21 protein-coding genes and 1 tRNA gene are annotated in these 26,897 nt (G+C 58.3%); 11 read left to right on the forward strand and 11 right to left on the reverse strand.

Translation table 11 applies throughout. The annotated features are described in order from the left end of the window. Nucleotides 1–3: 3 nt before the first annotated feature. The 4 genes from gmd to DOD19_RS06115 all read right to left on the reverse strand — a co-directional run bounded on the left by gmd (nt 4) and on the right by DOD19_RS06115 (nt 8,219). Nucleotides 4–1,038, reverse strand: coding sequence for a GDP-mannose 4,6-dehydratase (gene gmd, locus DOD19_RS06100; protein WP_112184599.1), 1,035 nt, complete (start codon nt 1,036–1,038; stop codon nt 4–6). Nucleotides 1,039–1,125: 87 nt separating this feature from the next. Next, a complete protein-coding gene (locus tag DOD19_RS06105; protein ID WP_112184601.1) occupies nt 1,126–4,122 on the reverse strand; it encodes a glycosyltransferase in 2,997 nt (998 codons plus the stop codon). Nucleotide 4,123: 1 nt separating this feature from the next. Beyond that, on the reverse strand, nt 4,124–6,946 hold the full coding sequence (locus DOD19_RS06110; RefSeq protein ID WP_112184603.1) for an FkbM family methyltransferase: 2,823 nt from the start codon (nt 6,944–6,946) through the stop codon (nt 4,124–4,126). A gap of 106 nt (nt 6,947–7,052) precedes the next feature. Further along, the gene (locus DOD19_RS06115) at nt 7,053–8,219 is read right to left on the reverse strand and encodes a polysaccharide biosynthesis/export family protein (protein WP_112184606.1); all 1,167 of its coding nucleotides are present in this window, start codon (nt 8,217–8,219) and stop codon (nt 7,053–7,055) included. Nucleotides 8,220–8,365: 146 nt separating this feature from the next. Between DOD19_RS06115 and DOD19_RS06120 the strand changes: the two genes are divergently transcribed. From DOD19_RS06120 to DOD19_RS06130, 3 genes are all read left to right on the forward strand, one after another. Beyond that, nucleotides 8,366–9,520 carry a glycosyltransferase family 1 protein gene (locus tag DOD19_RS06120; protein WP_112184608.1) on the forward strand — a complete coding sequence of 385 codons (1,155 nt, stop codon included), beginning with the start codon at nt 8,366–8,368 and terminating at the stop codon, nt 9,518–9,520. Continuing rightward, on the forward strand, nt 9,521–11,536 hold the full coding sequence (locus tag DOD19_RS06125) for a capsular biosynthesis protein (RefSeq protein ID WP_112184610.1): 2,016 nt from the start codon (nt 9,521–9,523) through the stop codon (nt 11,534–11,536). Between the two features lie 76 nt (nt 11,537–11,612). Then, a complete protein-coding gene (locus tag DOD19_RS06130; RefSeq protein ID WP_112184613.1) occupies nt 11,613–13,037 on the forward strand; it encodes a mannose-1-phosphate guanylyltransferase/mannose-6-phosphate isomerase in 1,425 nt (474 codons plus the stop codon). Nucleotides 13,038–13,141: 104 nt separating this feature from the next. On the opposite strand, the gene DOD19_RS06135 is transcribed toward DOD19_RS06130, so the two are convergent. Continuing rightward, nucleotides 13,142–14,245, reverse strand: a complete 1,104-nt coding sequence (locus DOD19_RS06135; protein WP_112184615.1) for an SDR family oxidoreductase — start codon at nt 14,243–14,245, stop codon at nt 13,142–13,144. Nucleotides 14,246–15,021: 776 nt separating this feature from the next. On the opposite strand from DOD19_RS06135, the gene DOD19_RS27865 reads away from it, so the two are divergent. Continuing rightward, nucleotides 15,022–15,597, forward strand: a complete 576-nt coding sequence (locus tag DOD19_RS27865) for a hypothetical protein (protein ID WP_239497973.1) — start codon at nt 15,022–15,024, stop codon at nt 15,595–15,597. Between the two features lie 89 nt (nt 15,598–15,686). Here DOD19_RS27865 and DOD19_RS06150 read toward each other — a convergent pair whose 3' ends face one another. Together DOD19_RS06150 and DOD19_RS06160 are read right to left on the reverse strand one after the other, a co-directional pair. Next, on the reverse strand, nt 15,687–15,881 hold the full coding sequence (locus DOD19_RS06150; protein ID WP_112184624.1) for an AlpA family phage regulatory protein: 195 nt from the start codon (nt 15,879–15,881) through the stop codon (nt 15,687–15,689). Between the two features lie 542 nt (nt 15,882–16,423). Then, nucleotides 16,424–17,509: a PRTRC system protein D gene (locus tag DOD19_RS06160; RefSeq protein WP_162634352.1), complete on the reverse strand. Its 1,086-nt coding sequence runs from the start codon at nt 17,507–17,509 to the stop codon at nt 16,424–16,426. Between the two features lie 705 nt (nt 17,510–18,214). Here DOD19_RS06160 and DOD19_RS27490 point away from each other — a divergent pair. After that, the gene (locus DOD19_RS27490) at nt 18,215–18,385 is read left to right on the forward strand and encodes a hypothetical protein (protein WP_162634353.1); all 171 of its coding nucleotides are present in this window, start codon (nt 18,215–18,217) and stop codon (nt 18,383–18,385) included. Nucleotides 18,386–18,995: 610 nt separating this feature from the next. Here the strand turns inward: DOD19_RS27490 and DOD19_RS06170 are convergent. Both DOD19_RS06170 and DOD19_RS06180 read right to left on the reverse strand, forming a co-directional pair. Further along, complete coding sequence (locus DOD19_RS06170; RefSeq protein WP_112184635.1) at nt 18,996–19,877, reverse strand: site-specific integrase; 882 nt, start codon at nt 19,875–19,877, stop codon at nt 18,996–18,998. A gap of 947 nt (nt 19,878–20,824) precedes the next feature. Beyond that, nucleotides 20,825–20,901: transfer RNA gene (locus tag DOD19_RS06180), tRNA-Pro, on the reverse strand. Nucleotides 20,902–21,065: 164 nt separating this feature from the next. Here DOD19_RS06180 and DOD19_RS06185 point away from each other — a divergent pair. Then, complete coding sequence (locus DOD19_RS06185; RefSeq protein ID WP_112184640.1) at nt 21,066–21,491, forward strand: nuclear transport factor 2 family protein; 426 nt, start codon at nt 21,066–21,068, stop codon at nt 21,489–21,491. Beyond that, entirely contained in the window at nt 21,484–21,939 is a 456-nt protein-coding gene (locus DOD19_RS06190) for a MerR family transcriptional regulator (protein ID WP_112184642.1), read from the forward strand. Before DOD19_RS06185 ends, DOD19_RS06190 begins: the two co-directional genes overlap by 8 nt. A gap of 25 nt (nt 21,940–21,964) precedes the next feature. Here DOD19_RS06190 and DOD19_RS06195 read toward each other — a convergent pair whose 3' ends face one another. Further along, nucleotides 21,965–22,879 carry an AraC family transcriptional regulator gene (locus DOD19_RS06195; RefSeq protein ID WP_112184645.1) on the reverse strand — a complete coding sequence of 305 codons (915 nt, stop codon included), beginning with the start codon at nt 22,877–22,879 and terminating at the stop codon, nt 21,965–21,967. Between the two features lie 114 nt (nt 22,880–22,993). Here DOD19_RS06195 and DOD19_RS06200 point away from each other — a divergent pair, with 114 nt between their 5' ends. After that, on the forward strand, nt 22,994–23,329 hold the full coding sequence (locus tag DOD19_RS06200; protein WP_024975511.1) for a carboxymuconolactone decarboxylase family protein: 336 nt from the start codon (nt 22,994–22,996) through the stop codon (nt 23,327–23,329). 9 nt (nt 23,330–23,338) lie between these two features. Here the strand turns inward: DOD19_RS06200 and DOD19_RS06205 are convergent, their stop codons facing one another. Next, the gene (locus tag DOD19_RS06205) at nt 23,339–24,277 is read right to left on the reverse strand and encodes an aldose epimerase (RefSeq protein WP_024975512.1); all 939 of its coding nucleotides are present in this window, start codon (nt 24,275–24,277) and stop codon (nt 23,339–23,341) included. 314 nt (nt 24,278–24,591) lie between these two features. Here DOD19_RS06205 and DOD19_RS06210 point away from each other — a divergent pair, with 314 nt between their 5' ends. The 3 genes from DOD19_RS06210 to DOD19_RS06220 form a co-directional block, all read left to right on the forward strand. Then, nucleotides 24,592–24,963: a hypothetical protein gene (locus DOD19_RS06210; protein ID WP_112184647.1), complete on the forward strand. Its 372-nt coding sequence runs from the start codon at nt 24,592–24,594 to the stop codon at nt 24,961–24,963. A 173-nt stretch (nt 24,964–25,136) separates the two neighbouring features. Further along, a complete protein-coding gene (gene dinB, locus DOD19_RS06215; RefSeq protein ID WP_112184649.1) occupies nt 25,137–26,210 on the forward strand; it encodes a DNA polymerase IV in 1,074 nt (357 codons plus the stop codon). 313 nt (nt 26,211–26,523) lie between these two features. Further along, on the forward strand, nt 26,524–26,897 hold a 374-nt coding region (locus DOD19_RS06220), incomplete at its 3' end, for a transposase (protein ID WP_162634354.1).

The following is a 26,897-nucleotide window of genomic DNA, read 5'->3' on the forward strand; positions in this document are numbered from 1 at the left end:
GTCTTAGAACGAGAAGCCTGCCTGATTGCGCCGGACGTCTGCCTCGACCATCATCTGGCACAGTTGCTCAAGCGTCGTCTTGGGCTCCCAGCCCAGTTCTTCGCGGGCCTTGGCGGGATTGCCGATCAGCAGCTCGACTTCAGCCGGGCGGTAGAACTTGGGATTGATCTTGACGATGGCTTTGTTTGTTTTGCGATCGTAGCCGACTTCGTTCTCGGCATGGCCTTCCCACATGATCTCGGTACCGACCGCCTTGGCTGCCATCGTGACAAAGTCGCGGACCGTTTCTGTACGGTTGGTGGCCAGCACGTAGGTATCTGGCTTGTCAGCCTGCAGCATGCGCCACATACCCTCAACGTACTCCTTGGCAAAGCCCCAGTCGCGCTTGGCATCGAGGTTGCCCAGTTCCAGCACGTCCAGCTTGCCCAGATGGATCTTGGCTAGGCTGTCAGTAATCTTGCGGGTCACGAACTCACGGCCACGCAGCGGCGACTCGTGATTGAACAGAATGCCGCTGCTGCCGAAGATGTTGTAGCTCTCGCGGTAGTTCACGGTAATCCAGTGTGCGTACAGCTTGGCCACGCCATAAGGGCTGCGCGGATAGAACGGCGTGCTCTCGATCTGGGGAATGGCTTGGACCTTACCGAACATCTCGGAGGTGCTGGCTTGGTAGAAGCGAATCTCCGGGTTGACGATGCGGATTGCTTCGAGCAGGTTGAGCGGGCCGATGCCGGTGATCTCGGCCGTGGTGGCGGGCTGGTCGAACGATACGCCGACGAAACTTTGCGCGGCGAGGTTATAGACTTCGGTGGCCTTGGTCGTCTGTAGCAGGCGGATGCTGGCGCTCAGATCGGTCAGGTCGTACTCGACCAGATGTAGGTTCGGGTGCTTATCTACGCCGAGTTCCTCGACTCGCCAGAAATTGACGGAACTGGTGCGGCGGTACGTGCCGTAGACGGTGTAACCTTTTTCCAAGAGCAGTTGAGCTAGGTAGGCGCCGTCTTGGCCAGTGATGCCGGTGATAATTGCGTTTTTCATTGTCAAATTATTTTTCTAAAAGTGATGGAGTTGGTATTGAGCTCTTGTTCGCTTTGGGTCAAATGACTAATGCCCTTCGATGTTCATTCAATCTTCGATAGACAAATATTCGAAGGCGTTACTATCGGTCAAGTGACTTGGCTTAAGAGCTAGCATTGAAATCTTCAGATCGGAGTCAGCACCAGCCCAGACTCGAACCTCAAGGTCTGTGCAGCCACCTTCAGGCACTGCGAAGAAAACGTCACCCACTATATCTCTATCCGGAGAATTCACGATTTCACTTCTTGCGATAACTTTTGAGCCGCCTGATATCGCAATATCAAAATTGGCTGCTCCGACTCCGCCGTCCCCAATTTCCCCATAGATGAGAGCACGGTAGTGACCCGGCGCAGCACTTATAAAAGGGCCAAAAAGCACGTGGCCTTCTCGTCCATCTGTCTGAATGATTGTCCCGGTACCTTTTCCAACACTCGTTTTCATAGGCGGGAGTGCAGCTTTGAAGCGAAGCTCGCTTGAGCTATCTTTCAGCGTAAATGATGGCGGCAAGTAGTAATCGACACGAACAGATTTTGGCTTTGATACAAGCCAAGACAGATGTCGAGCTATGCTCCTATAAGTGTGCGCACGTATCCATACGCTCGCCGCTTGCATGACTGATCTCGCATCAGGGTTCGTAGCGATGTCAAGCTCGAAGAATGAACGGATGCCGGATGCAATCTTTTCCGGCGTGGTTCCTTGTAAGGTAAATACTGCCGATCGAACATCATTGAAGATTTCGTTTGGCGTAACGGCAACTGGGCGGCGTGACGCAATACCCATTCGTACTGCTGCGCTTGAGGATTCGCCAGTCTCCTGATAACCAAATACGATAAGATCTGCATGTTGCAGATACCCCAGGCTCTCTTCGTCTGAGAGATACTCTGTTACCAAAGTCACGCGATCGATAAGGCCCAGTTCAATGATGCGTGCTTTAATCTCGGTCAGCAAATTTTCAGACACCGGATCGGGATACTCTGCATTTACCATTAGCAAGTGCAGATCATTATCGAAATTTTTGGTGAGGACTGAAAAGGCGTCCAGTACTTCCTTGAGCCCTTTGCTCGGAAGCGCGAAACCATATGTTGCTAAAACGCGGCGACCTTTAAATGCGGTCGTGGTAACGGGTGCTGGCTTCTTCTCGATAATCCCCTGCGGAAGAAAGTGCACATTCTTCGTTAGTCCCAGCTTTTCGAAGACAAGAACATCCTTCATTGAGTGAACAAGAACGCCGTCGCAGAGAGCGAGGTCGTCCTTAAGAAGGGTCAGTCGCTTTGATTCTGAGGGGTCTCGCGTCGAATGAAATGTCACAAAAACACGCCTTCCCGTCGCAACTTGCTCTTTGATAAAAATAGAAAGAAATTTGAAATCAAAGAAGCTGTAGTTGAATTGTATGACTATTGTGTTGATGTTGTGTTGCTCGATCGCTCTGCTGAGACGATCGAGGGGGTCAGGGGCTCCAATCTCCCAACATCGGACGACATTCTCCCCGTCAGGTCGCACCGTTTCGGTGGCATCCGCTGCGAGGATTGTTACTGTTTTAGGGAAATGCTCAATAAGAAAGTCGGAATATGACGCTATTCCGCATCGAGTGTTCCACGACGTTACCCACCCCAACCTTATATCGCTCATTGAGCTGGTAAGGTGCATTGTAGCGTCGGCACTGAATTGATTGAGGCTGATTGACTGGGCTACGTCAACTAGCGCGCTATCCGGTAACGCTTCAATTCCATCGATCCGCGCGAGTGCGCCAACAAGTTCGGCCTCCACGGTTCGGACCTCTACCTGTTTGGCCTGGGTCGAAACGGTGGCGCCACGCCTTTCTACGTTCAGTATCGCTTCTTGTTCCTCAAAGGCTGCTATTGCCTTTCTGGCTGATTCATTCCATGAGAATTTTTTGGATTGCTCTATCCCCCGATCGCGCAAGAGGCGACGGAAACCTTCGTCTGTTAGCGCTTGATACATTTTTCTGCTGATGCTTTCCGCGCTTTTAGGGTCGAACAGTGCATCCGCCCATCCGATGACTTCTGGAATACTTGTGCAGTTCGAGCCAATGGTCGGAATCCCACATGACATTGCTTCCAAGACTGGCAATCCGAATCCCTCCGCAAGAGAGGGGAAGACGAAGAGGTGGCAAAGATTGTAAAGAGGAAGCAAATCTTTATCTGACACATGTCCGGCAAAGACGATATCATCGTCGCGCAAACCCGAGCTCTGCGCAATTCCGCGAAGTTGAGCGTAGATCCCGTCCCAACCATTGCCTACAATAACAAGTTGATGGTCTTTGCGCACTTCGCTTGGCAGCATGCCAAATGCTTTAATCAAATTGGCGTGATTCTTCCTCTGGTCGAAGCTGCCAGTGTACATTATAAACTTTCGGCTAATGCCATGCTCTGCGAGCAGCTTCTTAGCAAGATTATCCGGAACTTCGATTGGGCGAAATCTTTCGTCTGCTGCTGAAGAGATGTTAACTACCTGTTCCGGCCGAAGATTCAGAAGTTCAATTGCCTCACTTCGCGAAAAATCAGAGATTGCAAGCAGCAGCCCAGCCTTCTTTAGGTGCGCTACCTTGCCAAGATAGTGGCTCAATGCATCCACATTGGTGAGATAACGTTCTCGCTGCACCAGTGGGATGAGGTCATAGAGGGTGACCGCAGTGCGCTGGCAAGGAAATAGTTGTCCAACAGATGTTACGACATCTTCCTGTAGTCCCTCAAAGAGGCTGGACACGTGGACAATGTCAGGATTCAGCTCTTTTAGGAAACCTTCTCGAATTAACTCCGCCGCTCTAACCTTTGCTTTGTTGTTGGCCAGCTCCGCAATTTTCGTCGGCGTATTAAAAATTACCATCTGATCCTGAGGAATCAAATCAGAAAATGCATGACGAACTTGTGAAATCGATTGCGGCAGCAGCGAGCTCAGCATCAGCCAGAATTCATGATTCCTGGGGTTGCGCGCCATTGCTTTGGCCAATTCCATCGAATAACGCCCGATGCCACCCAATCGGCTCCCGGATTGGCAGCTTTGAAGGTCAATGACGATGCGCATATTAGTGTTCTTTGTGTTGCAGTGAATGAGTGATGATGGCTGCTTTCAAGGAGCTGTAGATTCGCTTTGAATCAGCCGAAAGGCCGTCCACTCCCTTGGGGAGTGGAAATTCAGGAGTCCGCGAGTGATCCTTCAACACTGTGCCATTTGGAATGTCTGCGATCGCATTCAGTAGGGATTGGGTGTGCTGGGCAGCTTGACTCTGCAGTGAACTCAGTCCTTCTTCGAGGCGGGAAAAACGTTCGTTCGAGCGCTCGTCTATGAGTGCTAGCCTGTTCTCAAGCGCTGAGAGTTGCCGTTCGATAATAGACAATCGGCTCGAGCCGGTAAGGGTGCGATACAGGAAACCCGCAACAGGGATCCTTTGCTTCCGATAGGAAGCTACCACTTGGTCGACGTCGGCGAGCAGAGGCGTTGCGTTCCTGCCTTCCTTCGATCGTCGGAGTTGCGACAGTACTTCAATTTTCGAAACACCAGCGCGGACCCGTTCCAAGTAATAACTAAGCCCTTCGGGATCCGGGTTACGATTCAGTACGACCAGATAGGCGTGATGAACAAAGTCAGAGTCGCACCGAGCGAGCAGCTCCTTTACCGTGGCTGGTGATGCCGTGGTGCACCTGCCGGGGGAGGCGATGAATGATGGCATGTCGGATCTATCGATTAGGGGTGATATAACAACGGGTAACGATTTTTGATTCGACGAACTCGTCGAACCTGAAGTTTTTTCAGAACGGAGAGTTAATCCGGGTTGCGTTTTAGCGGTATGTCGAAAATAGAATTTTCGAAAAGGAGCCGTTATGCGCCACGGCAAGGAGCTATGAATTTCCGATATTTCATCATGCAATTGGCCTAGCATCCGTTGAAGCTCTTGATTTTCGCGGCGCTCCGCTGCGAGCTGATCCTTAAGGGCGACTTCCAGTTCAGACGTTGATTCCAGCAGGCGTTGATATTGATTCTTCGCGTCGCTAGACTCGCTTTGATAATTCAAAATGAGCCGCTCTTTGGACGATACGAGATTCTCGGCCTCGCGCTTAACCTCGACAATCTCGTCTTGAAGTGCTGTTTCTCGCTTGGCATGTGCCGCGAATTGGGTCCTTACTTCTAGTTCTAGTGCCGCCACTTGATCTGTGAGGGTACGCTCACGCTTGCTGTGTTCGTGGCGCAAAGCTTGTTCATCTTCGCGGTGCTGCGAGGCGAGCGCGCGTACTTCGTCGCAATGGCGCCGCGCTTTCTCTGCAATTTCTAGCTCTGCGCTACGCTGGATGCTAAGAATCTGTGCGCCGAGCTCTCTCTCTCGCTGTGCCAGTGTTCGCAGCGAAGCTTCCAGACGCTGCTGGCAGTCGCTCATTAGCTGTGCGTTTTCTCTTTCACGCTGAACTCGCACCTGCTCCAGTCGACGAAGATCTTGTTGGGCGGCTTGTAGCTGCTGTGCGAAGTAGTGCTCGCGTTCGGTGTGCTCTTGATGTAGCGCATCCACCCGTTCACTATGAATGCGGTCCTTCTCGGCACTCGCCTGATCGGTACGCTGCTGGATGTCCAGTAGGTGAGCGGCGATTTCTTGCTCGCGTTGTGCCAGCCTTAGCAGAGAAGCTTCCAACTGCTGCTGAGCATCGCGCATTAGCTTGACATGGTCCCTTTCACGCTGCACCCGGTCCTGCTCCAGGCCGCGTAGTTCTTGTTGAGCGGCTAACAATTGCAGGGACAAGGTCCTTTCGCGTTCGATGTGCTCCTGATTTAGCGTATGCACTCGTTCACTATGAATGCGATCTTTGTCGACGCTCTCTTGGTGGGCGCGCTGTTGGATATCCAGTAGTTTGGCGCCGATTTCCTGCTCTCGCTGCGCCAGTGCGAGCAGAGACGCTCCCAGTTGCTGCTGGGCATCGCTCATTAGCTTGATATATTCTCTTTCTCGTTGCGCCCCATCTTGTTCCAGGCTGCGTAGTTCTTGCTGATTGGCTAACAATTGCTGGGACAAGGTCCTTTCGCGTTCGCCAATTTCCATGCCTTGTGATGCCAACTCCAGTTTGAGGCGTTCAATCTCAATATTTGTCGATTGCTCCTGTTGCTCGAACTGCACACGCGTTTCGCTCATCCGGTTATTGAACCGTTCTTCGATAAGTTTGTGAAACGTTGCACTGGCAGTGCCATTGAGTCGGAAGCCATCAAAGACATTGGGAGGTGAGCGGAAAGCTTCCTTCAGTTCCGGATGTGCGTCCGAGACGTAGTATCGGTTTAGCCCGTCAAAATAGACCGCCGCATATCCGTAGCTCAGGATTAATGTCTCCCAGCTTGCGTGAGTTTCAATCTGCGTCAAAGGCAGCGTGCTTTCAACCACGACAATCCATGGTCGGACAGGGCATGTGTCCCATGTATCCAGCACTTGCAGTTCGAATCCTTCTACGTCAATCTTAAGCCAATGGACGTCTTGTTCGAGCCGCATCTTTAATACTGCGGATAATGGAAGACATGAGACGGTGATCTCCTTGACGTGGAACCCGCGCTGGCGATGTTGTTCGGCTATGGTCGGGTCCGCGGTCGAAATCCCTGTCTCGGGGATTTCAAAAAAGGGGAGAACCTCAGGCCCCCTGCCTATCGCGGCCTGTATCACGATGTCCCTTTGCCGAGCCTGACGAAGTGCCTCCGCGTAGAAGGGCGTAGGCTCAACATGGATGCCGCGCCAGCCCCGCTCGTAGAAAGCCAGACTCACGGAGTCAACCAATGGATCCTGAGCACCGATATCGATATAAAAACCTTGTTCAACGTGCGATAGCGCGCGCCACAGCATGACGTCTTCAAAATTCTGTGCGTAGGAAACAATACTCATGCCATTACATCAGGAGAATATCCGTCCCTTCCGAGGGTCGGATTGCCGAAGGGGGCAATAGTGTGCCGCCTGCCACCATATAAATGGCAGGCGAAGTGAAACAAACTTACTTGAACGTATTCACCGTAGTCACCACCGGATAAGCTACGGAAAACACTACATTCAAGAACTTCAGCAGCTCAGCAATCGGTGCATTCGATACGTACAGCAAATCCTTGTTATCCATCACAAACGTCTGCGCTACAAAAAAGCTGCCGGGGTCCTTTAGGTTCAAACGGTAGACCACCGGCACTTTGCCGTTCTGTGTGGTGCGCACCGGCTGGCGCGGCCAGGGCAGGGCGTTGGCATCTTCAAAGCGGAAAATGAACACGCCCCGCGCATCGGCGCGAGAGTCTTCCAGGCCGCCGGCACGAGCAATGGCCTGGGCCAGCGTAATGCCTTGCGCTTCGAAATTGATTTCCTGGTTCTTGCCGGTGGCACCCAGCGCAGTAAAGCTGAGGGGCTGGAATAGCGCGGTTACGACGTCACCAGCACGCAGCGGCACATTCTGGCGCGGGTCGCGAATGATGGTTTGCAGCGGTAGGGTTTGAGCCGCATTGCCGCGGGTGACTTGAATCGTTATCTTGTCTACTGGCTGGCGCACGCCGCCGGCACTGGCCACGGCATCAAGCAGCCGTTCACCGCGTGCAGTCAGTTGCATGCGGGTGCTGGTGGCAACGTCGCCCACTACGGTCACGTAGGAGGTAACGTTCTTGGACAGCCGCACCAGCACCTGGGGCTGGTTGGCCTTGCCTTTCAGGGCGGCGGTAATGTCCTTTTCCAGTTGTGTGGTGGTGCGCCCGGCGGCCTTGATCTGCCCGGCAAATGGGACATTGATATAACCGTCGCCGCTGATCATCTGTTCGGGGAGCACAGAGACGCGAGCGTTGCTTGGCGCAACACGCGGGTCCATGCCGGTGGCGCCAAACAGGGTGGCCGGAGGGGCCTCCCAGACCGAAACTTCTATGACGTCGCCCACGCCCAGTTGCTGCTGGAATTGCGCCCCGCCCCCCAAAGTCCGGGCAAAGTCGGCGGTCTGGCGTTCGGCCAGAAGACGCTGGGCCACTGCTTCGGTCACATCTACGATCTGGATTCCGGCTGTGACGGACGCTTCGGTGGTGGCGTCGGTTACCTGCGATCGGGTTGGGCCGGAAGAGGGGACGGACGAACAGGCGGTAAGGCTGGCAATGCCGACAATCGACACTGCCGAAAGCAAGGCGGGCAGGCTGCGCATTCTGGAGAAGGTTCTTGAGGTCAAGCAAAACTTTGCAAGTATCACATGCCCGTCGCTAGAATACGCAGCCTGTTGGCATTTTCCGGCAAAAGTCGTTGGCATATTTTTACTCTCCATCTGCAAATTCATGCATCCGTAATAAAGCTGTGCTACCCATATTCTTAGACGTCACGCGGCTTCTGGACAGGCTGGCCAAACAGACTCTGCCAACTGGCGTGGATCGCGTTGGCCTTGCCTACATCCGCCACTATGCATCCCGCGCGCGTGCCGTACTGAGCGAGCGCGGATTTTATGTCGTATTGCCGGAGCGGGAATCGGCGCAGGCATTTGAGTTGTTGCTAAATCAGGACGCCACCCGTTGGAGGGATGCTCGGCGACTGATGGTGCGTGCTATTCTCGGCGCGCTGCGTCGGGAGCGATTTGCTCGGGGGGTGCTGCTGCATACCAGCCATTCCGGGTTGGAATATTGCCGGTATTTTCAATTACTGGCGAACCGGAATATCCGTACGGTTTTCATGCTGCACGATTTGATTCCGCTCACACACGCTGAATATTGTCGCCCAGGAGTGCGGGAGCTCCATCGGGAGCGGATGCGTGTGGCGCTTCGCCATGCGTCTGGTGTTATCGCTAATTCCAAAGCTACGCTCGATTCCTTAATCGAAGAGGCGCGATGGGCCGGATGGCCGTTGCCGAAGACGGTAGTGGCGTGTCTGGCTTCAGGCGTGCCGGCTGCCAACGTAGACGCGCGCCCGCTCGCGCAGCCGTATTTCGTCATGCTGGGCACAATTGAGCCGCGCAAGAATCACTGGTTTTTGCTCCATGTCTGGCGCCGTATGGTCGAGGAACTGGGTGAACGTGCCCCGACGTTGGTTGTCATCGGGCGGCGAGGGTGGGAGTGCGAAAACGTGGTGGATATGCTGGAACGCTGTGTGGCCCTGCGCGGAAAAGTCATAGAAGAGGCCAATTGTTCCGACCAGCGCCTCTACAACTATCTGCATCACGCCCAGGCCCTGCTGTTCCCATCTTTCGTGGAAGGCTACGGCATGCCGCTGGCCGAAGCACTGTCGATGCGGGTGCCTGTGATTGCCAGTGATCTGCCGGTTTTCCGGGAGATCGCAGGCGAGATACCGGACTATCTCGATCCCCTTGACGGTCCTGGCTGGATGGCGCGCATTTTGGAATATTCCACGGCGAATAGCGTGCAGCGCGCGAGCCAACTGATCCGCATTGAAGGGTTCCGCGAGCCCACATGGCAGCAGCACTTCGAGGTAGTTGATCAATTTATCGAGGAACTGGCGTAAATGCGCGACATGGGCGCGGTTGCCGGGCCTGTGCCTCAGGTCGCCTCATACCTGCGTGGCGTGACGCGGGGCTGGCGCACGCTTGGCTCCATCGCGGGCGTTGCCGGTGGTGTATGGGGCGAGCGGCGGGTGGGGCGGGCAGTGCTCCGGCTCAAACGCTGCATTGATTCGACCACACCGACTTTGCTTCCAGGTCCGATCTGGTCGGAATGCAAGCTCGGGGAGCCGATGCTGTCTTGGTTCGTGCTGCCCGGGCCAGGTGGCGCGGGTGATCCGATGGAACAGGCCGTGCAGGGATTGCTTGCCAGCGTCGATAGCCTGGGGACCTCGCCGGAACTGCCTGACCTTATGGCGCGCATGGTCGCCGCCCGTGCGGACCTTGCACGCAATGCCACGCCTGTTTGTCCACCGGAGTTAATGCAGCCGCATAGTAAGCCGCGCGTGTTACTGATTGACCAGCAATGCGGTTGGGGCGCAACGAGGGCCGCGTTTGCGCGCATGGTGGCGGCGGCACAGAGCGAGCACCCCGGCGCAGAAATCTGGATCTGGCCCGCTGCCCGTGGCGCTGCGGGCGGGCTGTCCGGAGCGGGTGATCTGCCTACAGGCACGCGCAGAATTGCTGCGGGTTTCAGTTTTTTCGCCACGCTGTCACATATTGACCATACATATACGGTGAGCGCGCCCGAAGGCATGCAGGCTCTGTTGGCTGGCATACCTGTGCGCGTGTTTGGTCGCCCATACTATGCAGGCTGGGGCCTGACAACGGATGATCTTCCGATGCCGGACCGCCACCACCGGCCGACACTCGCCGCATTGTTCGACGCGGTCTATCTGCGACTCGCGCGCTATCTTGACCCCGAGACCCATGGTGTTGGCACGCTGGAACGCTCGCTTGACAGCATTGAGCTGCAGCGCACGGTGCGTGCGCGCTATGCAGATTGCGAGCGAGTGGCGGGGGTGCGTTTCCAGCTATGGAAGCGGTTTTTCGCCACACCATTCCTGATGGCTGGCGGGAGCAAATTGCGCTGGGCGCGCGTGTCAGAAAAGATAGAGCACGGGGAGCGTGTGGCGCTGTGGGGGGGCAAGAGCACGGAGGGCATTCCAGCGAGTGCACCCATGTTGCGCATGGAAGATGGCTTCTTCCACTCCGACGGACTTGGCTCCGACATGAATGCGCCGTGCAGCCAGGTGCTCGATCGGGAGGGGCTGTATTTCGATGCGCGCACCCCGAACGAACTGACGCATACCCTGAACAGCGCGCAATTCGATGATGCGGAACTTGCTCGAGCGGCGGCTTTGCGTGAGTTGATAGCTCGCCTTGGCGTCACGAAGTACAACCTCGGCCGGCGCGCGCCGGGCTGGAACGCACCGGCCGGCAAGACGGTCATCCTCGTGGCTGGCCAGGTGGCCGACGATGCGTCGATCCGCTTCGGCACCGGGGCACTCGGCACGGCTGAAGCGCTGCTCGAAGCGGTGCGCAAGCGCAATCCAGATGGCTTCATCGTCTACAAGCCGCATCCAGATGTGTTGTCCGGCAACCGGCAGGGGCTGGTGCATGCCCACGAATTGGCCGACATTGTCGACGCCGAGTCCGACGTGGTCTCGTTGGTCGATTGCGCCGATGAGGTGCACGTGCTGTCATCGCTCGTTGGATTTGATGCTCTGCTGCGAGGCAAGCGCGTCTTCACCTATGGGTTGCCGTTCTATGCAGGCTGGGGGCTGACACAAGATGCGCTGGAGCAGCCGTGGCGGCAGCGCAAGCTGACGCTCGACATGCTGGTGGCTGGTGCGTTGCTGCGCTACCCAATCTATTGGGACTGGCGCACCCGGCTGTTCACCACGCCGGAAGCGGTGGTGCGCAAGCTCGGATCAACGGCAGCACGCCCGCTTGGGCGGATTGCGGATGACTGGAAGCGGCCGCTGCGCAAGGCGTGGCGCTGGAGCCGGAATGCGGCGTGGTACGGATATTGGGCCTGGGCGCAACGTCGGCAGGCGCGCCTGCGTGGAGTGCTGTAGCGGGGCAGGTGGCGACGAGCGTTGCGATGGGCCAAATGCATTGATTGAGTGAGTGGTAGTCCTTGAGGGAGTTGATATGAATATTTACCCCGTCATTCTGTGTGGCGGAAGCGGTACCCGTCTCTGGCCAATGTCGCGCGGCGGCTATCCGAAACAGTATCTGAAGCTCGTCGGCGAACACACGCTGGTGCAACAGACGGCGCTGCGCCTGCGCGGTATCGGCAATGTGGCCGCCCCGATCGTGATCACCAATGAGGAGCAGCGCTTTCTGGTGGCCGAGCAACTGCGCAGCGTCGACGTGAAACCGTCGGCAATCGTGCTTGAGCCGGTCGGCCGCGATACGGCGCCAGCCGTAGCCGTGGCGGCCCTGCTTGCATCGCAGGCAACGCCCGATGCGCTGCTGCTGGTACTGCCGTCGGATCACGTGATCGAGGACGACGTGGTGTTCGGCAAGCTCGCCACGGTTGCAGCCACTGTCGCCAAGGATAACTTCTTGGTCACTTTTGGCATCGAGCCCACCGAGCCACATACGGGTTACGGCTACATCCGCGGTGGCGAAGCTCTGGCTGCCGTCGACGGTACATACCGGGTGGAGCGTTTTGTGGAAAAGCCGGACGCGGTTACTGCGGCCCGCTTGCTGGAAGAGGGCGGGTACTACTGGAACAGCGGCATGTTCATGCTGAAGGCGGCTGCTTACCTGGACGAACTCCGCCAGCATGCGCCCGAGATTCTCCGTCAAGCAGAACTGGCACTGAACGCCGCCAAGCGCGACGCTGACTTCGTGCGGCTCGATGCTGAGGCCTTCGGCGCCAGCCCCAAGCTGTCGATCGACTACGCAGTCATGGAAAAAACGGCACAGGCTGCCGTTGTGACGGCGGCTGGCCTGGGCTGGAACGACATCGGTTCGTGGACGGCTCTTGCCGAGATCGCCAACGTCGACGACAACGGCAATGCGTTGTTTGGGGACGTGTTGGTCGAGGACGCGAGCAACACCTACGTGCGGGCCGAGCACCGCATGGTGGCGGCGGTGGGCGTCAACGATCTGGTGATTGTGGAAACTGCCGATGCGATTCTAGTGTCGCACCGCGACAGAGCGCAGGACGTCAAGAAGATCGTCGAGCGTCTGAACAGCTCGGGCCGTCACGAGTCGGTCACGCACCGCAAAGTGTTTCGCCCTTGGGGTTCATATGAGGGCATTGACCAAGGCGAACGCTTCCAGGTCAAGCGCATCATCGTCAATCCGGGCTCGTCCCTCAGCCTGCAAATGCATCACCATCGTGCAGAACACTGGATCGTGGTGTGCGGCACCGCCAAAGTATTCAACGGCGATCAGGTGATGTTGCTGTCGGAAAACCAGTCAACGTATATCCCGCTAGGCGTGACGCATCGCCTGGAAAACCCGGGCAAGATTCCGCTTGAGCTGATTGAAGTGCAATCCGGATCCTACCTTGGCGAGGACGATATTGTTCGCTTCCAGGATCACTACGGGCGCGTTGCTTAGGCGAGCTCACGACTGCAAAGACTACCTCGCGCACGCGCCCACGGGCGCATGCCGAGGGCAGTGAGGCTACTGTTGGTCTGGTGGTTTGGTTTAGTTGGGGACGATTATTTGTAGTCCCACTGCATCTGCTCGGTGATCGACACGGCGTCCGACGTGTCGAGGCAGCGGTCCAGATAACTGAGCAGCGAGCGCGGCTGAAAGCCCGTCTCTGTTACCAGTCGCGTGTTATCGAACACGTAGCTCATGCTGGCGAACTTGGCATATAGATGGATGGATCGCGCGACCAGACGCACGTTGCCATCTTCGGTCAAGCGCAGAAATTTGCGAGCCAGCGCCTTCTCCTCGATTTTTTCCTGATACACGTAATCGGCCAGTGCCTGGGCATCTTCTTCCGGGCTCGCGCAGCGCTTGACGCGCGGGTACAGCGTGGCGATCTGCTCCGAATGCGCGTCGCCAGCACTGATGTGATATAGGTCGTGCGCCAGCATCGGCTTGAGCGCCAGCCGCACGATGGCCTCGGCGCAATCGTCCACGGGGAGGATGTCGATGCGGTCGCCCAACCGGCAACTGAAAGTCTCCAGTAGGGCGACCATGCGCAGCATCCAGAAGATGCTGCCCGACGGCGCGCAGCCCAACTGGCTGTGGCCGACTACGATGGACGGTCGGACTACCACCAGCGGCAACTCGGGAAACGCTTCGCGCAGCTTCAGCTCGGCCATCCCTTTGGAATAGGTGTACTGCACCGCGTGTTGCTCAAGCGGCGGCACGTTCCAGCTTTCCTGCACGTGGCGGTCAGCAAGTTTGCCGCACGACATGCCGGTGCCAACCTGCAGAAAACGTTTAAGCCGTTTGCCTTGGGCCGCCTGTCTGCCCAATGCCAGCACGCCGTCCACGTTGGTTTCCCACAGCGACGGATGGTTGGAAAACGTCGCCAGCGCGGCGCAGTTGATGATGATTTCCGGGTCGCCAAGCGCGGTGGCGGCCGCATTGCGCAAGTCGAACGGCACGATTTGCGCTTCGCTAATGCCATCCAGCACCGTCTTCGGCAATTGAAAACGGCGCAGGTTGTTTCGCAGGCGCACGAGCCCGTCGGCGGGGGTGCCGCCGCGCACCGCAAAACGGGTGTCGCCCAGCAAACCCTTGTCCGCAAGGTTGGCGGCAACAGCGCCGCCTACAAAACCGGTCGCGCCGGTTAGCAGAATACTCATGCTTGAGACTCGAAAGTTCGTCGCGTTGCGGAAAGGTACTTGCTCATCCGCGAGAAATGTAGGTTGCCGCCGTTATCGATATTGGCGCAGATGCGCTTGTCGGAGTCCGGTGACCAAACCGGATGTCGCCTCGGGGCTGGCCAGCCCGGAAAGGCATCGCCAAATCTAGGAGACGTATACGCTTGATGCTTTCGGCTCGCCAAGCGGTAGTCAAGCATGCTGCCGGGATCAGCGGCAGGCATCTGATTTTACAAGAATGTAGCCTTTCGGTCCCCTTTAGGGTGGCGTGTTTGCTTACCCCTCGTTGAGAGGGTTGATTTCATGCGTGCAGTACCGTGCCGTTGGAGGTCTTGCTCGTGGTGATCTCTGGCGGTGTGTTGCTGGCGTTGTAGATGTCGACCGGCCCTTCCAGCCGAGCTGGTTCGGCTTCGTTCGGTAGGCTTCATCAAGAGCGATTGAAGTCAGGATGCTGGTAGGTACGGCTACAAGCCCTAGCGACACAGCCGCAGCGTCGTTGGATCGTCACCGGATTCACAAATCGAATTTCCCAACACAATCGGTCAAAGGCAGCCACCCGAAGGTCAAAGGCAGCCACCCGAAATTATGCCGAACCGAGGATGCGCTGCGCACGTAGCACCACAGGCCTGTCCACCATCTTTCCGTCGATCGAGACCGCTGCACCGTTGACCTTTTCCGACATCGACCACCGCTCTCGCCCATGCGATTTCCGACTCGGACGGCGCGTAGCATTCGTTCACGATCGACACCTGCCTAGGATGGATGCACAGTTTTCCGGCGAGGCCTCGTCGCTGACCATTTCCAGTCTCTGCCCGCATGCGATTGGTATCGTCGATGGACTGCTTCACGCCATCGACAGGCGGTTCAATGTCGGCGACCCGCTAAGCCAGGACAATTTGCGCCCGAATTGGATTGAGTTCGATACCGTCGTTTCACACACTAAACACGGAGACTTGGTCGCAGGCGAATCAACGATCCGGGCAGCCTGCTTGATACTTCGTCATATAGCTTTCGAGTGGTGCCAGCATTCCAGCCTTCCCAACCCAACACACCCAAGAATTGAGTTGATTCCACACCAGAAGCCATGTTCCATATGGCGCCCCTTGTTCGGCGAGAGCGCGAAAGACCACCTCGACGTGTCGTTGCTTGATGTTAGCTGCGCGTTGCAACTTGCACCCGTTCGAGTACAACACGTCAACGATTCGAGGGAAAACCTTGTGATGCACTTTCGATGCGTACGCATCCCGGCCGCCGGAGAATTGCTCGATGAGCATGCGCAAGTCACGCTTGAGATCGGATCCCATTTCTTATCCTTCAAGAAAAAGTACGAGTGAGCCCGCTATACGCGGGGCTGTGCCTCTGAGTAGCTGTTGCCCATCATCGCCCATCCCACCCGAACAGCGAGCGAAACGTACTGACCGAATCATGGCTGTTCAACGTTTGGTGGTGTACGGCTGGCAAGCCAAGCCGCCACCTCGCTGGCCCGCCAGCCGACAGCTCTGGAGCCCAAACGTATCTGACGCGGGAAAAGATCGAGCTTCATCCATTCGTAAAGGGTTGTCTTCCCGGTGCCGGTAATCGAGAGCACAGCGGGTAAGCGCAGAATTTTGTCGTCCATTTCGGTTTCTCCTCCAGATGGACCAATCAAACAGCGTCCTTATCCAATCGTCTAGCGAACCAAGAATCCGGCACAAAAATCGGGAAGCAGGGAGTTCGGCGGGAGTGCCAACGGCTCAGGGCAATCGTCTTTGATGTCGGCTGGAGTCAGCGACTCATACGCGTGCGACTCCGGTGTAGCCGATGGTATGCAACTGCCGCCCCGCATACGTAGTGCATCGTTCGCGAATCTCTTGAGCAGCAGCGCGCGCGCCTTGCCCTTTCGCGCGCTGGAGAGGGCCCCATATAGGCATGGAAACTCCTCCTCTCGAATCGTTACGCACATATCAAACTGCTCGTTCGCCTGCACCCGCTGCGTCGCGGACGCATTGGCATGACGGGAGCCGGCGGTAAGCGCGCCAGTAGGCGCAGCGCGAACGCCACTCTCGGCTAGGTGCTTCAGCCACCCAGCGCGGGCGCGTGCGCTTGGAAGGGTATCGAGCTCCGCAACTAGCTCTGTATAGACGGGGCCACCAAGCACCACCGTCAACTTCAGTACGTGCTTCATCGTGTGGTCTGCGAGGTCTGTTGTTCGCCGAACAAGACGAAGCCAGCGGCGTTGGCAAATCGCCCGCGCTCAAGCTGGACGAGGCGATTTTTTGCGAACACAGTTTCGAACGCTTGGCGATAGAGCCAGCTTCCGCCACCTGTCAGAACCAAAGTCAAGTCTTCCGCAGTACCCACCTTGGCGCGCACAGCGCGTGCCGTATCCATCGCCACTTCCTTCGCGCGCTCCAAGTAGCTACGAACCTCGATTGGTTTCCCATATGCCAACAGGGGCGTGCCGTTTCTCAGCGCTAGATCGATTTGGTCAAGGCCTTCGAAGCTCTCATTCAGGTCAGTGGACAAGGCCTCTGCCACCGCCCTGAAGACATGACTGGCACCACCGGCTCGCCCGCCGCAACGGGAGTAGTCGATTCTTTTGCCATGACTGACAAGCCAATCCGTTGTGTAGTGGCCAACGTCGACAAGGCAGGCGTTTGTCGCTGCAAGGGTGGGATCGCCTTCGGCTACCAATGTGAGAAGGGATCCAACTGGCTGCGGTACAACAGTTACGCTTTCGACGATGACCGAGGTGGCGCCACACGCGAGCGTGCCTCGATACGCTTTTTGAACCTCACCAGCATGCTTGGCAAAGGTATGCAGAGGCAGGCCCAACACCAGTCTCGACACGCGGCTTGCATTGAGCGCAGCCAACGCGCCATACACGAGAGCGCGATATTCGGGACGCGTGGGGAAATCGTCCGCTTCGTTACGCTCCCCGAGCACCTTCATGACAGGTGCGCTCTCGTCGGTGTCGACCTCGAACTTCCTGTTGTTGACCGTGATGATCTTGATCGCTGGACTGATCGGAGTTCGGCGCAACGTTGTCGCCATCTCGGATTCGAAGTGGGGCAAGGCTATAGACCGGAAACTCTTTTTATGAATATCACCGCGCTCGCGGTAAGCAAATTTAGTGAAGCCACTTCCAACATCAATGCCGACGACAGAATGGATCATTTTTAAAACCCTCACGATCTTGATGAAGCAACAAAACCTATGAATACAAAAAATCGCCTTGAATAGCGGGGCGTAAATCTTCAGTTGCACAACAAGCAGGTCATAAGGAAATGGAAAAATCGAACCATTACCTGTAGACAAAAAACGGACCGCACAAGCAGATAGATCGCCACCTCAGCGGTGGATGGTTGCCCGCGGGCAACCTGCAGCACGTGGCATATGCACGTGAGAAAGCTGGCTGCGACCTCGATGGTCTCGAAGATCGCAGATTGCGGAGGCGCCAAACGGCGCTACGACCCTGAATTCAAGCGGTCGCGTTGGTTTTCGAGGATGATTGATGTGGGGCGAGTGCCCCTTGCGATAGGAAATATTGCAAACGAAAAAGCCCGTCACCGATTGCTCGATGCGGGCTTACGTCGTGGCACGTTCGACTCCTGAATCAGGAAAGCCTGCCACGCACTCACCTAGGTCATGAGAACCTGGCGGTGCATACTTCTCTTTCAATTTACATGAGTGTCCAGTTCTGGAACACTTGACTTCATCATGCCGTCATCACGGCGGGGTGTTGCTCAGTATTGTAGGTGACGTATTTAAAAAAGCAAATAGTTTTTCAAATTTCCTACATCAATTTTTATCAGCTTAGCTGGTTAGTTTTTTCTCCAGGCGAATCGAAAGTAAGATCGCTACCAAACCGAACGTTACCGAACTTCATCACTTCAAGGATCGAGGCGCGGAACTCGGTGTTGACTTGCTCCGCACCTGCTGCCGTAGCGTGCGAACGCGCTCGACTCGCGCATGCCCAAGGAGCAATTCGGCAACTGGGCGACCATCTGCCGGACGCGCTCGTCGAGCCTCAAGGAACCACGCAAGCTCGCAGCGCCGCAGTGCGCTAATCAGGTCGGGGCGCCCATCGCGCGCCAGTTGCAGGCTCGCATTCCGGGCTGCCTGGCGAACGGCGGCAGCTAGGGGCCTATGACTCAGCGCCGTATCCGCACGGACACGCTCCTGGTTTGCCTCGCACAGCTCCTCAATTTTGAGCAAGACGGTGTTGGGAAGATGGCGCCCGACGATGTCAATGATCTCGGAGCGTACTGCGCTTTCGTGCGTATGAGCCGTGCACGGGCAATCCTGATCCGTCAGCCCCTCTCTATACGCCCAGCGCCAAATCTGTCTTAGTCGTCGAACGAGACTCTCAGTCTTGACAGGTCCAACGTCCGAGAGCACTCGCATCAACTCGCAATTGGCTGCGCTCAACTCATCAGTCAGTGGATTACCGATGGCCTGCAAGAGTCGGCCTAGTCGCTGAATTTCATTTCTGAAGACGCCGCTTACCCTTTTTTCGGCAGGCCGGTGGCGCTCCCCAAATTCGTTAACCAACCAACCGACCGGCATGGGGCGCGGCACTACTGTCATCGCAATGCGAGCTTCCAGCCATTCCTTATATGCCACCTGCCAGTCGGATCCGAGTGCTATTTCCCGGCCTGTCGCGTCAATGCGAGCGAACCGGTTTGCGCCATCGCGCCTCTTGCGAACAATCAAACCGCGGGGGTGGAACCGATCTCTTTGCACGTGGACCTCATCTGGGTTGGTAGTAACCGAGGATCGGCCGGAAGTGACCGAGTTCAATGCTGACGAGTTGAATCGCGTCCATAAAGTCCCAACCCAGCGCTCTCAACTCTGAGACGCGGCGCTGAGCGAACCCGTGACGCAGTCCGTGGGCACCAGTGGACACGCCAAGGGCTGTCAAGCTGGCCCGGGAGAAGCTCTGGCTAAAAGCTTGACCTCCGCCGACGCAGTAAAACGACTGGTATCGGACACCGCGATCCTCGATGGTCAGCGGTGCAGGTCGTCGCCATTTCTCTAGTTCTGCAACCAGACAGCGCGCGATTGCGACCGTGCGCCGAAGCCCGCCCTTTCCGGAGACGACCATTTTCTCCGTGTCTTGGCGGCCAAGAAACATGGTCTGCGGCCAATTGCGATGTGCCGAAGCCGCGTGCTCGCCGTGCCGCCGCAGCGTCAGGAGTTCGATTGCCCGCAGCCCAGCATCCCACGCGATCAGTGACGCGAGTGCGTTCCGGTCGTGCTGATGTGCAACGATTAATTTGAGTTCCTCTGGCCGCGTCGCTCGTCCGCGTCGTACGGTTTCGACGAGGCTCAGCATTGGCGGAAGCTTCAATGACAGCGCGCGCCCGAGCGCCATGCGCGTCGCATCGAGGGCCGACTGCCCATGAGTCTCCCCAAACTCATGGAGAAACTCCATGACTTCCGCGCGAAGATACGGACCGTCGAGATCCAGACCATTGTCTGCGCGCCATTCAAGGAAGCGGCGTTCCGCCTGGACGCCGCTTCTTTCAGTGCCAATGGATGTGATGACGACCCTGCGGTCTTCGCCGAGGGCGGCCTTTGGGACGCCATGCACGGCGATGGATTTTCTGATTTCGCTGATCAGGCGGCTCATTTGTTGTAGCGCCTCATGCCATCAACCAGGCCCCACTTAATGAGTCGACGCTGCAGTGTCGACACCGCAAAACTGCGGCCCGACTTTCGCTTGAGCAATTGCGCAAGACGTCTGTAGGTGTAGACCGAGGGGTTCCGCGCGCGCGCCCGGCGGTGAATAAAGGCTTCTACGATCGAGCGATACGCTTCGAGGTCTGATCGGCGTACGCGTCGCCGCCGCGGGTGTTCCGCCGCGTTCAAGATCTCCGGATCGTTGAGGGCGGGCAGCGGCCTTGGCGATGCCTGCCGATAGACAGACTCCAACTCAGCTATCAAGACTGGTATTAGCGAGCCACGCATGTGCTCTCCTTAACTGGCGTAACAGAACAGTAAAGCCGCGACACCGAAAGATTCGGGGCGCAACGCTGTCAGATCTCAGTGCGAGATCAGACAACACGCTGGGGTGGGTCCGATTCGTGATGCGATCGCGATGGCCGGGAAGTCCGGCCACGCGCGGTGCACACCGGCGACGTGGACGCGTCAGCGCGCACGACGAGCGGATGCCCAACAAGGAACAACGGAAAGGGATTACATGGCGCGCGCACGGTCACGTGCTCGGCGGAGAGTGCCCGCCTGGCCTTAACGGAAATCAGTCAAACCGAGATTTGGCTGGATGCACCGCCGGGATGCAGCGCACTGGCATGCACGCAGCCCGATATGGCGATTGAAGGGGTGTTGAACTTATGCCGATCTAACGGCTGTGCCAGAACATGCCATCAGTCGCTCTAGATGTCAATTGCAGACATCGTTGTATGCAGGCGACTCCAGAAAACCGCTGGATGGTCCGGCGACGGCGACGGCAGCAGCAGCGGGCTGCGTCGATTCGCGGGATTTCGGGTAAATTTCGGGTAGAGATCGCAGAAATGCACAAGGGGTTACAGATGAAAACCTGTAACCCCTTGATTTTATTGGTCGGGGCGAGAGGATTTGAACCTCCGACCACCTGCACCCCATGCAGGTACGCTACCAGGCTGCGCTACGCCCCGAAGCCTGAAAGTATAACAGAGGCGTAGCGCCGATGACTAGTAGTTCGCTCGCAGTTCGATCAAGCGCCTTGTGGTCGTGTGGTGCCGATCTGCGGCAAAGAAAATCCTTGCACTAGAGTGCGCTCTAGCACCTGTAATCAGGGCGTTCACACTAGGAGACTTCCATGAACGCGCTCGAGAACAAGCAGATCTTGCAGGCCGCTTTTGCCGAACTGGCTGTGAGCAACGCCAAGCCATTCGTTGATCTCATGGCGGATGATTTCTGCTGGGTTTGCACTGGTACGACGCGGTGGTCTCGTCGCTATGCAGGTAAGCAGACGGTGCTGGACGAGCTGTTCGCCCCGCTGCGAGCGAGGCTCGGTCGCATCACGACCGTTGCCAACCGCTTTACTGCCGATGGGGATATCGTGGTCGTGGAAGCGCAAGGTCGCAACAAGACGCGCGATGGCGTTGCCTATAACAATCAGTACTGTTTCGTCATCCGCATGCAGGAGGGCAAGATGCGCGAACTGATCGAATACTTCGACACCGATCTTGTCAACCGGGCGCTTGGCGATCCGGCTGGCGTCTCCACCGAGTCTCATGGCTGAGCGCGATCCGGCTCGGTTGCTGATCGGTGCCTTGGCTGAACGCACGGGCCGCAGCATTCATACGATTCGCTGGTACGAGGCGCAGGGATTGATTCCTGGCGTTGCGCGTGATGCGGCGGGCCGACGTGTTTATACCGAACAGCTCGTCAACTGGCTCGAGTTGATGGAGCGCCTGCGCAATACGGGAATGTCGGTCGCACAGATGCGCGAATACACAGCGCTGGTGTGCGAGGGCCGCAGTACATTGAAGGCTCGGCATGCGTTGCTCGTTGCACATCGCGCGCAGGTGACGCAGATGATCGCCGAGTGGACGCGCTCGGTCGCGCTGATCGACGGCAAGATCGATTTTTACGGCGAATGGGTGGCCACAGGAACGCGCCCGGCACGCGAGCCCAACCGGTCGCAAAGCACTGCAAAAACGAGCACTCGCCGCAAGCCTGAGCGTTAGCGATGGCGGCGACGTTGGAGGATGATCAACCCGTCGCCCGCCGATACCGTGCCGGCGTCATCCCCAGTTGCTGCTTGAACGCCTTGCCGAACGCCGCCTCGGATTGATAGCCGACACGTGCGCCGATTTCTCCTGCACTGAGCCGCGTGTGGATCAACGCGTCGCACGCGAGCGTCATGCGCACGCGCGTGAGGAAGTCCCACACCGTCATGTCGGCGCGCGCCCTGAAGTGTCGCGCGTAGGTGGCGCGTGACATCGCCGCCAGATCGGCGAGGGTGTCGATGGTCCAAGCACGCTCTGGCGCGCTGAGCATGGCTTGTACGGAGGGGCCGAGGCGCGCGTCTGACAGCAACGTCAGCGTGCCGGGGCTCGCGTTTTCCTGCTGGCCGTACACACGCAGTGCCATTGTCAGTAACGCTTGGCTCAACGAGGTAACGATTGCCAGCGCGCCGGGCGCGCGGGTTTCGGCTTCGTCGCGCATCAGCGCAATGAGTGCCTGCAGTGCCGGATACGACGCGCTATCGCTCAATGACACGTGTAGCGGATCGGGCAACGTACGCACCAGCAGCGTGGTTGAACCGTGCTCGTGAACGAAGCGGCCGCATAGCAGATCGACGTCGGCGGAACCCCGGCCGGTTTGGCGCAGCGGCAGCATGCCGTCATGCGAGGTGCGGGGTTTCCGGGTGGATGGGTCGACAGCGCCGGGGTCGTGAATGGTGTGTGCCTCGCCGCGCGGGAACAGGATGAAATCGCCTTCGCGCAGCGTGAGCGTGCGGCCGCCAGTGTCGACCAGGCAACTGCCCGACAGCACCAGATGGAACAGCACTTGGCCATTCGGCTCCGGATCGTGTGGGATCGAGAACGGCCCTTGGAACAGGCAGCGCAAATCGAGGCTGGCCTGAGGCCGGGTGAGTTGAATGAATTGGCTGAGCGCGTCCATTGAGACGATTTCGATAGAAATTGCGTTTATTAAGTATTCAATGGATCGCGCGTCAAGGCAATACTCTTTCCAACGGCGCGGCATCGGGCCAGCGCCACACCACCGGAGCACAACATGCTGAACTGGGTCGAGTATCGGAAGGAATTGCTGGGTCGCATTGGCGAGATCGGTCAGATCACGCCGGATACGGTCAAGGGCTACAAGACGCTGTCGGCTGCGACTACGGGCAGCCTGGACGCGAAGACACGCGAACTGATCGCGCTGGCCGTGGCAGTGACCGCGCGTTGCGATGGCTGTATCACCGTGCACACAGCCGAGGCGCTCAAGCATGGCGCAACGCATGAGGAGATTGCCGACGCGCTGAGCGTGGCGATTTCGCTCAATGCCGGGGCCGCGTTGGTGTACTCGGCGCGCGTGATGGACGCGGTTCAGGCCTACGAGAAGGCCTGACCGCCTTGGCTACCGTGCGATCCGCAGGCGGCAGGTTGCCCGCCGGGTGCCGCCGGGGGCGAGTAGGTGCAGGCCCTCCCCGTGGTGGATCGCATTCGGCAAGCCCATCCATGGTTCGACGCAGTAGAAGTCCGACGTGGCGTTTTCTGTCCAGGTGGTGATGGCGTGCCAGGGTACCGGTGCTCCTTCTACCTCGAAGCGAATGCGCCGTCCGAGCGGCGCTTCTGGGTGCGGCGGAATGATCAGTGTGGCCGCGCCGGCGTCATCGAGCAGGTGATAGCGGTCTTGCAGGGCCGGGTCGTTGAGCTGGTAGGTTCTGCGCCCCGGCTGGGGTCTGTCGAGACTGCCATCGGGCAGTTGGCGCGATAGCCGCGCCGGCGGCATGGACAGCTCGGTTGCGCCACGCAATGCATGCGGTAGCGCCAAGTAGAAATGATGGCCCGCATAGAAGGGCATCGGCGCATGTGCGTCGCCTTCGTCCAGATGCTTCACGGAGAAGGTCGCCTCCAACCCGTCGTCAATCAGCCGGTAGCTCACGCGAAATTCGAAGGCGAACGGATAGCCTTGGCGCGTTTGAGGGCTGTCGCGCAGCAGCATGACGATGTGCGCGTCGCTTGCGTCTTCCACCTCGAACGGCAGGTCGCGAGCAAAGCCGTGTTGCGGTAGCTCGTGAAGTTGGCCGCGCGCGTCGCGCCAGCGGCCGACTTCGCCATCTACAAAATGCCGGCCGATGAAGGGGAACAGCAGCGGATTGCCGCCGCGCACTTTGGCCGGATTGGACCAATCGGCCGGTTCGGGCCAGAAGAGGATGTCTTCACCGCGATGGCGCCAGCGCACCAGCCGCCCGCCCGCTTCCGGCGCGAGCAGCAACATGGAGCCATCGGCGCGCGTGTCGCCGATGCGGATGAGCGTGCGATCCTGAAAGCGAGCGGTGGGCAGGTCGTGCATGGGTTGGGCGGAGTGACTTGTTGGCATGCAAATCGCATACTAGATTGTCAATGCGTTTTGCCCGGAGGGAAACCATGTCCGTGAATTGCGTGCTGCCCGCACATACCGTACCGCCGCCCGACGAGCCTTCGCCGCCGGGAATTCCCCCAGATCTGCCATCGCCCGATGAACCGCCGCCGCCGGTCGAGCCACCGGAGCTGTCGCGGAAGTAATCTGCTGTTACCAATCGTCACAGCTTTGCGTGAAGCGGTTCGTAAGATAGCGCCAGTTCTCGCGCGACTGCGCGTTTCTACAACGACAATACGAGCCCAATCATGTCGATTCTTCCGCGTCTGACCCTGTGCGCAGTACTGGCGGCCTCCATGGCCGGTTGTGTCGTGGCGCCTCCGCAGCCAACGCGCACGGTGGTGGTGCGTGAGCCCGTCCCCGTCGCGGCACCGGTGGACCCGCGTGCGCGCTTTGATCAGGTACAGGGCCGTCTTGCGGAAGAATTCCACCGTATCGACGTTCGCCAATCGCAGGGCTACATCGATCCGTACCGCGCTGACGGCCTGCGCGACCGCCTGCGTCGCATCCGCCAGGAAGCTAACGACATGGCCAGCCAACATCGCGGTGGCTTGTCCGGCGATGAGCAGCGCGCGCTGAATGACGAACTCGGCGCCGTGGCACACGATATCGGCCTCTAAGCCGCTTTTTTCCGGTCCTCCTCATTCGCCGATGTTGCGTTGCAATATCGGCGAAATGCATTGTTGCGCCGCGTTGCGTGCGCAGCCGGCGGAAGCTGATACGCTTGCGTTCCTCCTGAACGAGCAAGCCCGACACCGACGCGGCTTCCTGCGGCCGGTTCTGGCCTCGTGCCGTGCGAAAGATCATCCACTGCGACTGCGATTGTTTTTACGCTGCCATCGAAATGCGCGACGATCCGCGCTTGGTTGGCAAGCCGCTGGCCGTGGGTGGGCGGCCAGAGCGGCGCGGCGTGGTCGCAACCTGCAACTACGAGGCGCGCAAGTTCGGCATCCATTCGGCGATGCCCATGGCGCAGGCCGTCAAGCGCTGTCCAGACTTGCTGATCGTGCCGCCGTCCATGGAAAAGTACCGCCAGGTTGCGCGCCAGATCTTTGCCATCTATCACAGCTACACGCCCTTGGTGGAGCCGCTCTCGCTGGACGAAGCGTACCTGGACGTGACCGACAGCCCGATGCTTGCGGGCAGTGGCACGCGCATCGCTGAAGACATTCGCCGCCGCGTGCGCGAAGAAGTCGGCATTACCGTGTCGGCCGGCGTGGCGCCCAACAAGTTCATCGCCAAGATCGCCAGTGACTGGAACAAGCCCGACGGCTTGTTTGTCGTGCGGCCCGAGCAGATTGACGCGTTTGTGGCGGAGCTGCCTGTCGACCGCCTGTTCGGCGTGGGCAAGGTGACTGCTGCCAAGCTGCGTCGCCTGGGTGCGGAAACCTGCGGTGATTTACGCGGCTGGGGCACCGACCGCTTGCAGCAGCATTTCGGCGTGTTCGGTTTCCGGCTCCACGATCTTTGCCGCGGCATCGACCATCGGCAGGTGCAACCCTCGCAGGTCCGCAAATCGGTCAGTGTGGAAGAAACCTACGCCACCGATCTGCGTACGCTCGATGACTGCCAGCGTGAATTGGCCATCCTTGTCGAGCAGCTTGCCGCCCGGGTCGAGCGCGCCCGCGCGGGCAACATGATTCACAAAACCTACATCAAGCTGCGTTTTGCCGATTTTCGTGGCACGACGGTGGAGTGCATCGCGCCGCAAGTGTCCTTGCCGGTGTTCTCCAAGCTGCTGGCGCAGGGGTTTGAGCGCCGCGGCATTCCTGTGCGATTGCTTGGCGTGGGCGTGCGGCTGTATGAGTCGGATGCGCACGCGCGCCAGCAACCGCTGTTTGCCGAAGACCCGGCCGCCACCGAGTGAGATTGAGCCGCCCGACCCGGCAATCGGGTACGAATTGACCTATTTTCCTGTCTGCACTACAGCGATAGAAGGGCGGAATGTCGCCCCCCGCGTCAGAATAGTTGTCGCCCCGATAGATTCTTGAGTCTCTGACTTCAAGACTCTTACCTTGGTGGTAGGTGGCTGTGGAGCTTGTGGGCGAAGGCCTGCGCGGTGGGCAACGCACCAGCGTTGTCCACGGCAAGCTGGCCGGTGCGCGAAGCGCATCGTCCACAAATCCACAGCCTCGCCTTCCCACCGATTTTTGAAGCACGGGGGCGTTGAAGAGGACGAATTGGCTCGATACGGACAAGCATTCAAGGATCGCGCGGTGGCCAGGCTGCTGCCGCCCGAAAGCGCCGCGGTGGAAGCCGTGGCAGGGGAGATCGGCGTGAACGCCGACACGCTGGAGCGCTGGCGCTCCGAGGCATTGGCCAAGCCGGCGCGCGAGCGCATCTGGACGGCTGCGGCCCGGCTGGAGGCGGTCATCACGACGGCAGCCATGGACGAGACGGCGCGCAGCGCCTGGTGCCGCAAGAACGGGGTGTACGCGCAGCAGCTTGCGCAGTGGCGAGGCAGCGCCACCCAGGCCCTGGCGCAGCCGCACGAGCAGCCCGCCAGTGCGCAGCAGACCAAGCAGGACCGCCGCCGCATCAAGGAGCTCGAGCG

Source organism: Ralstonia sp. GX3-BWBA (genome assembly GCF_003290055.1).
GTDB classification, from domain to species: domain Bacteria; phylum Pseudomonadota; class Gammaproteobacteria; order Burkholderiales; family Burkholderiaceae; genus Ralstonia; species Ralstonia holmesii.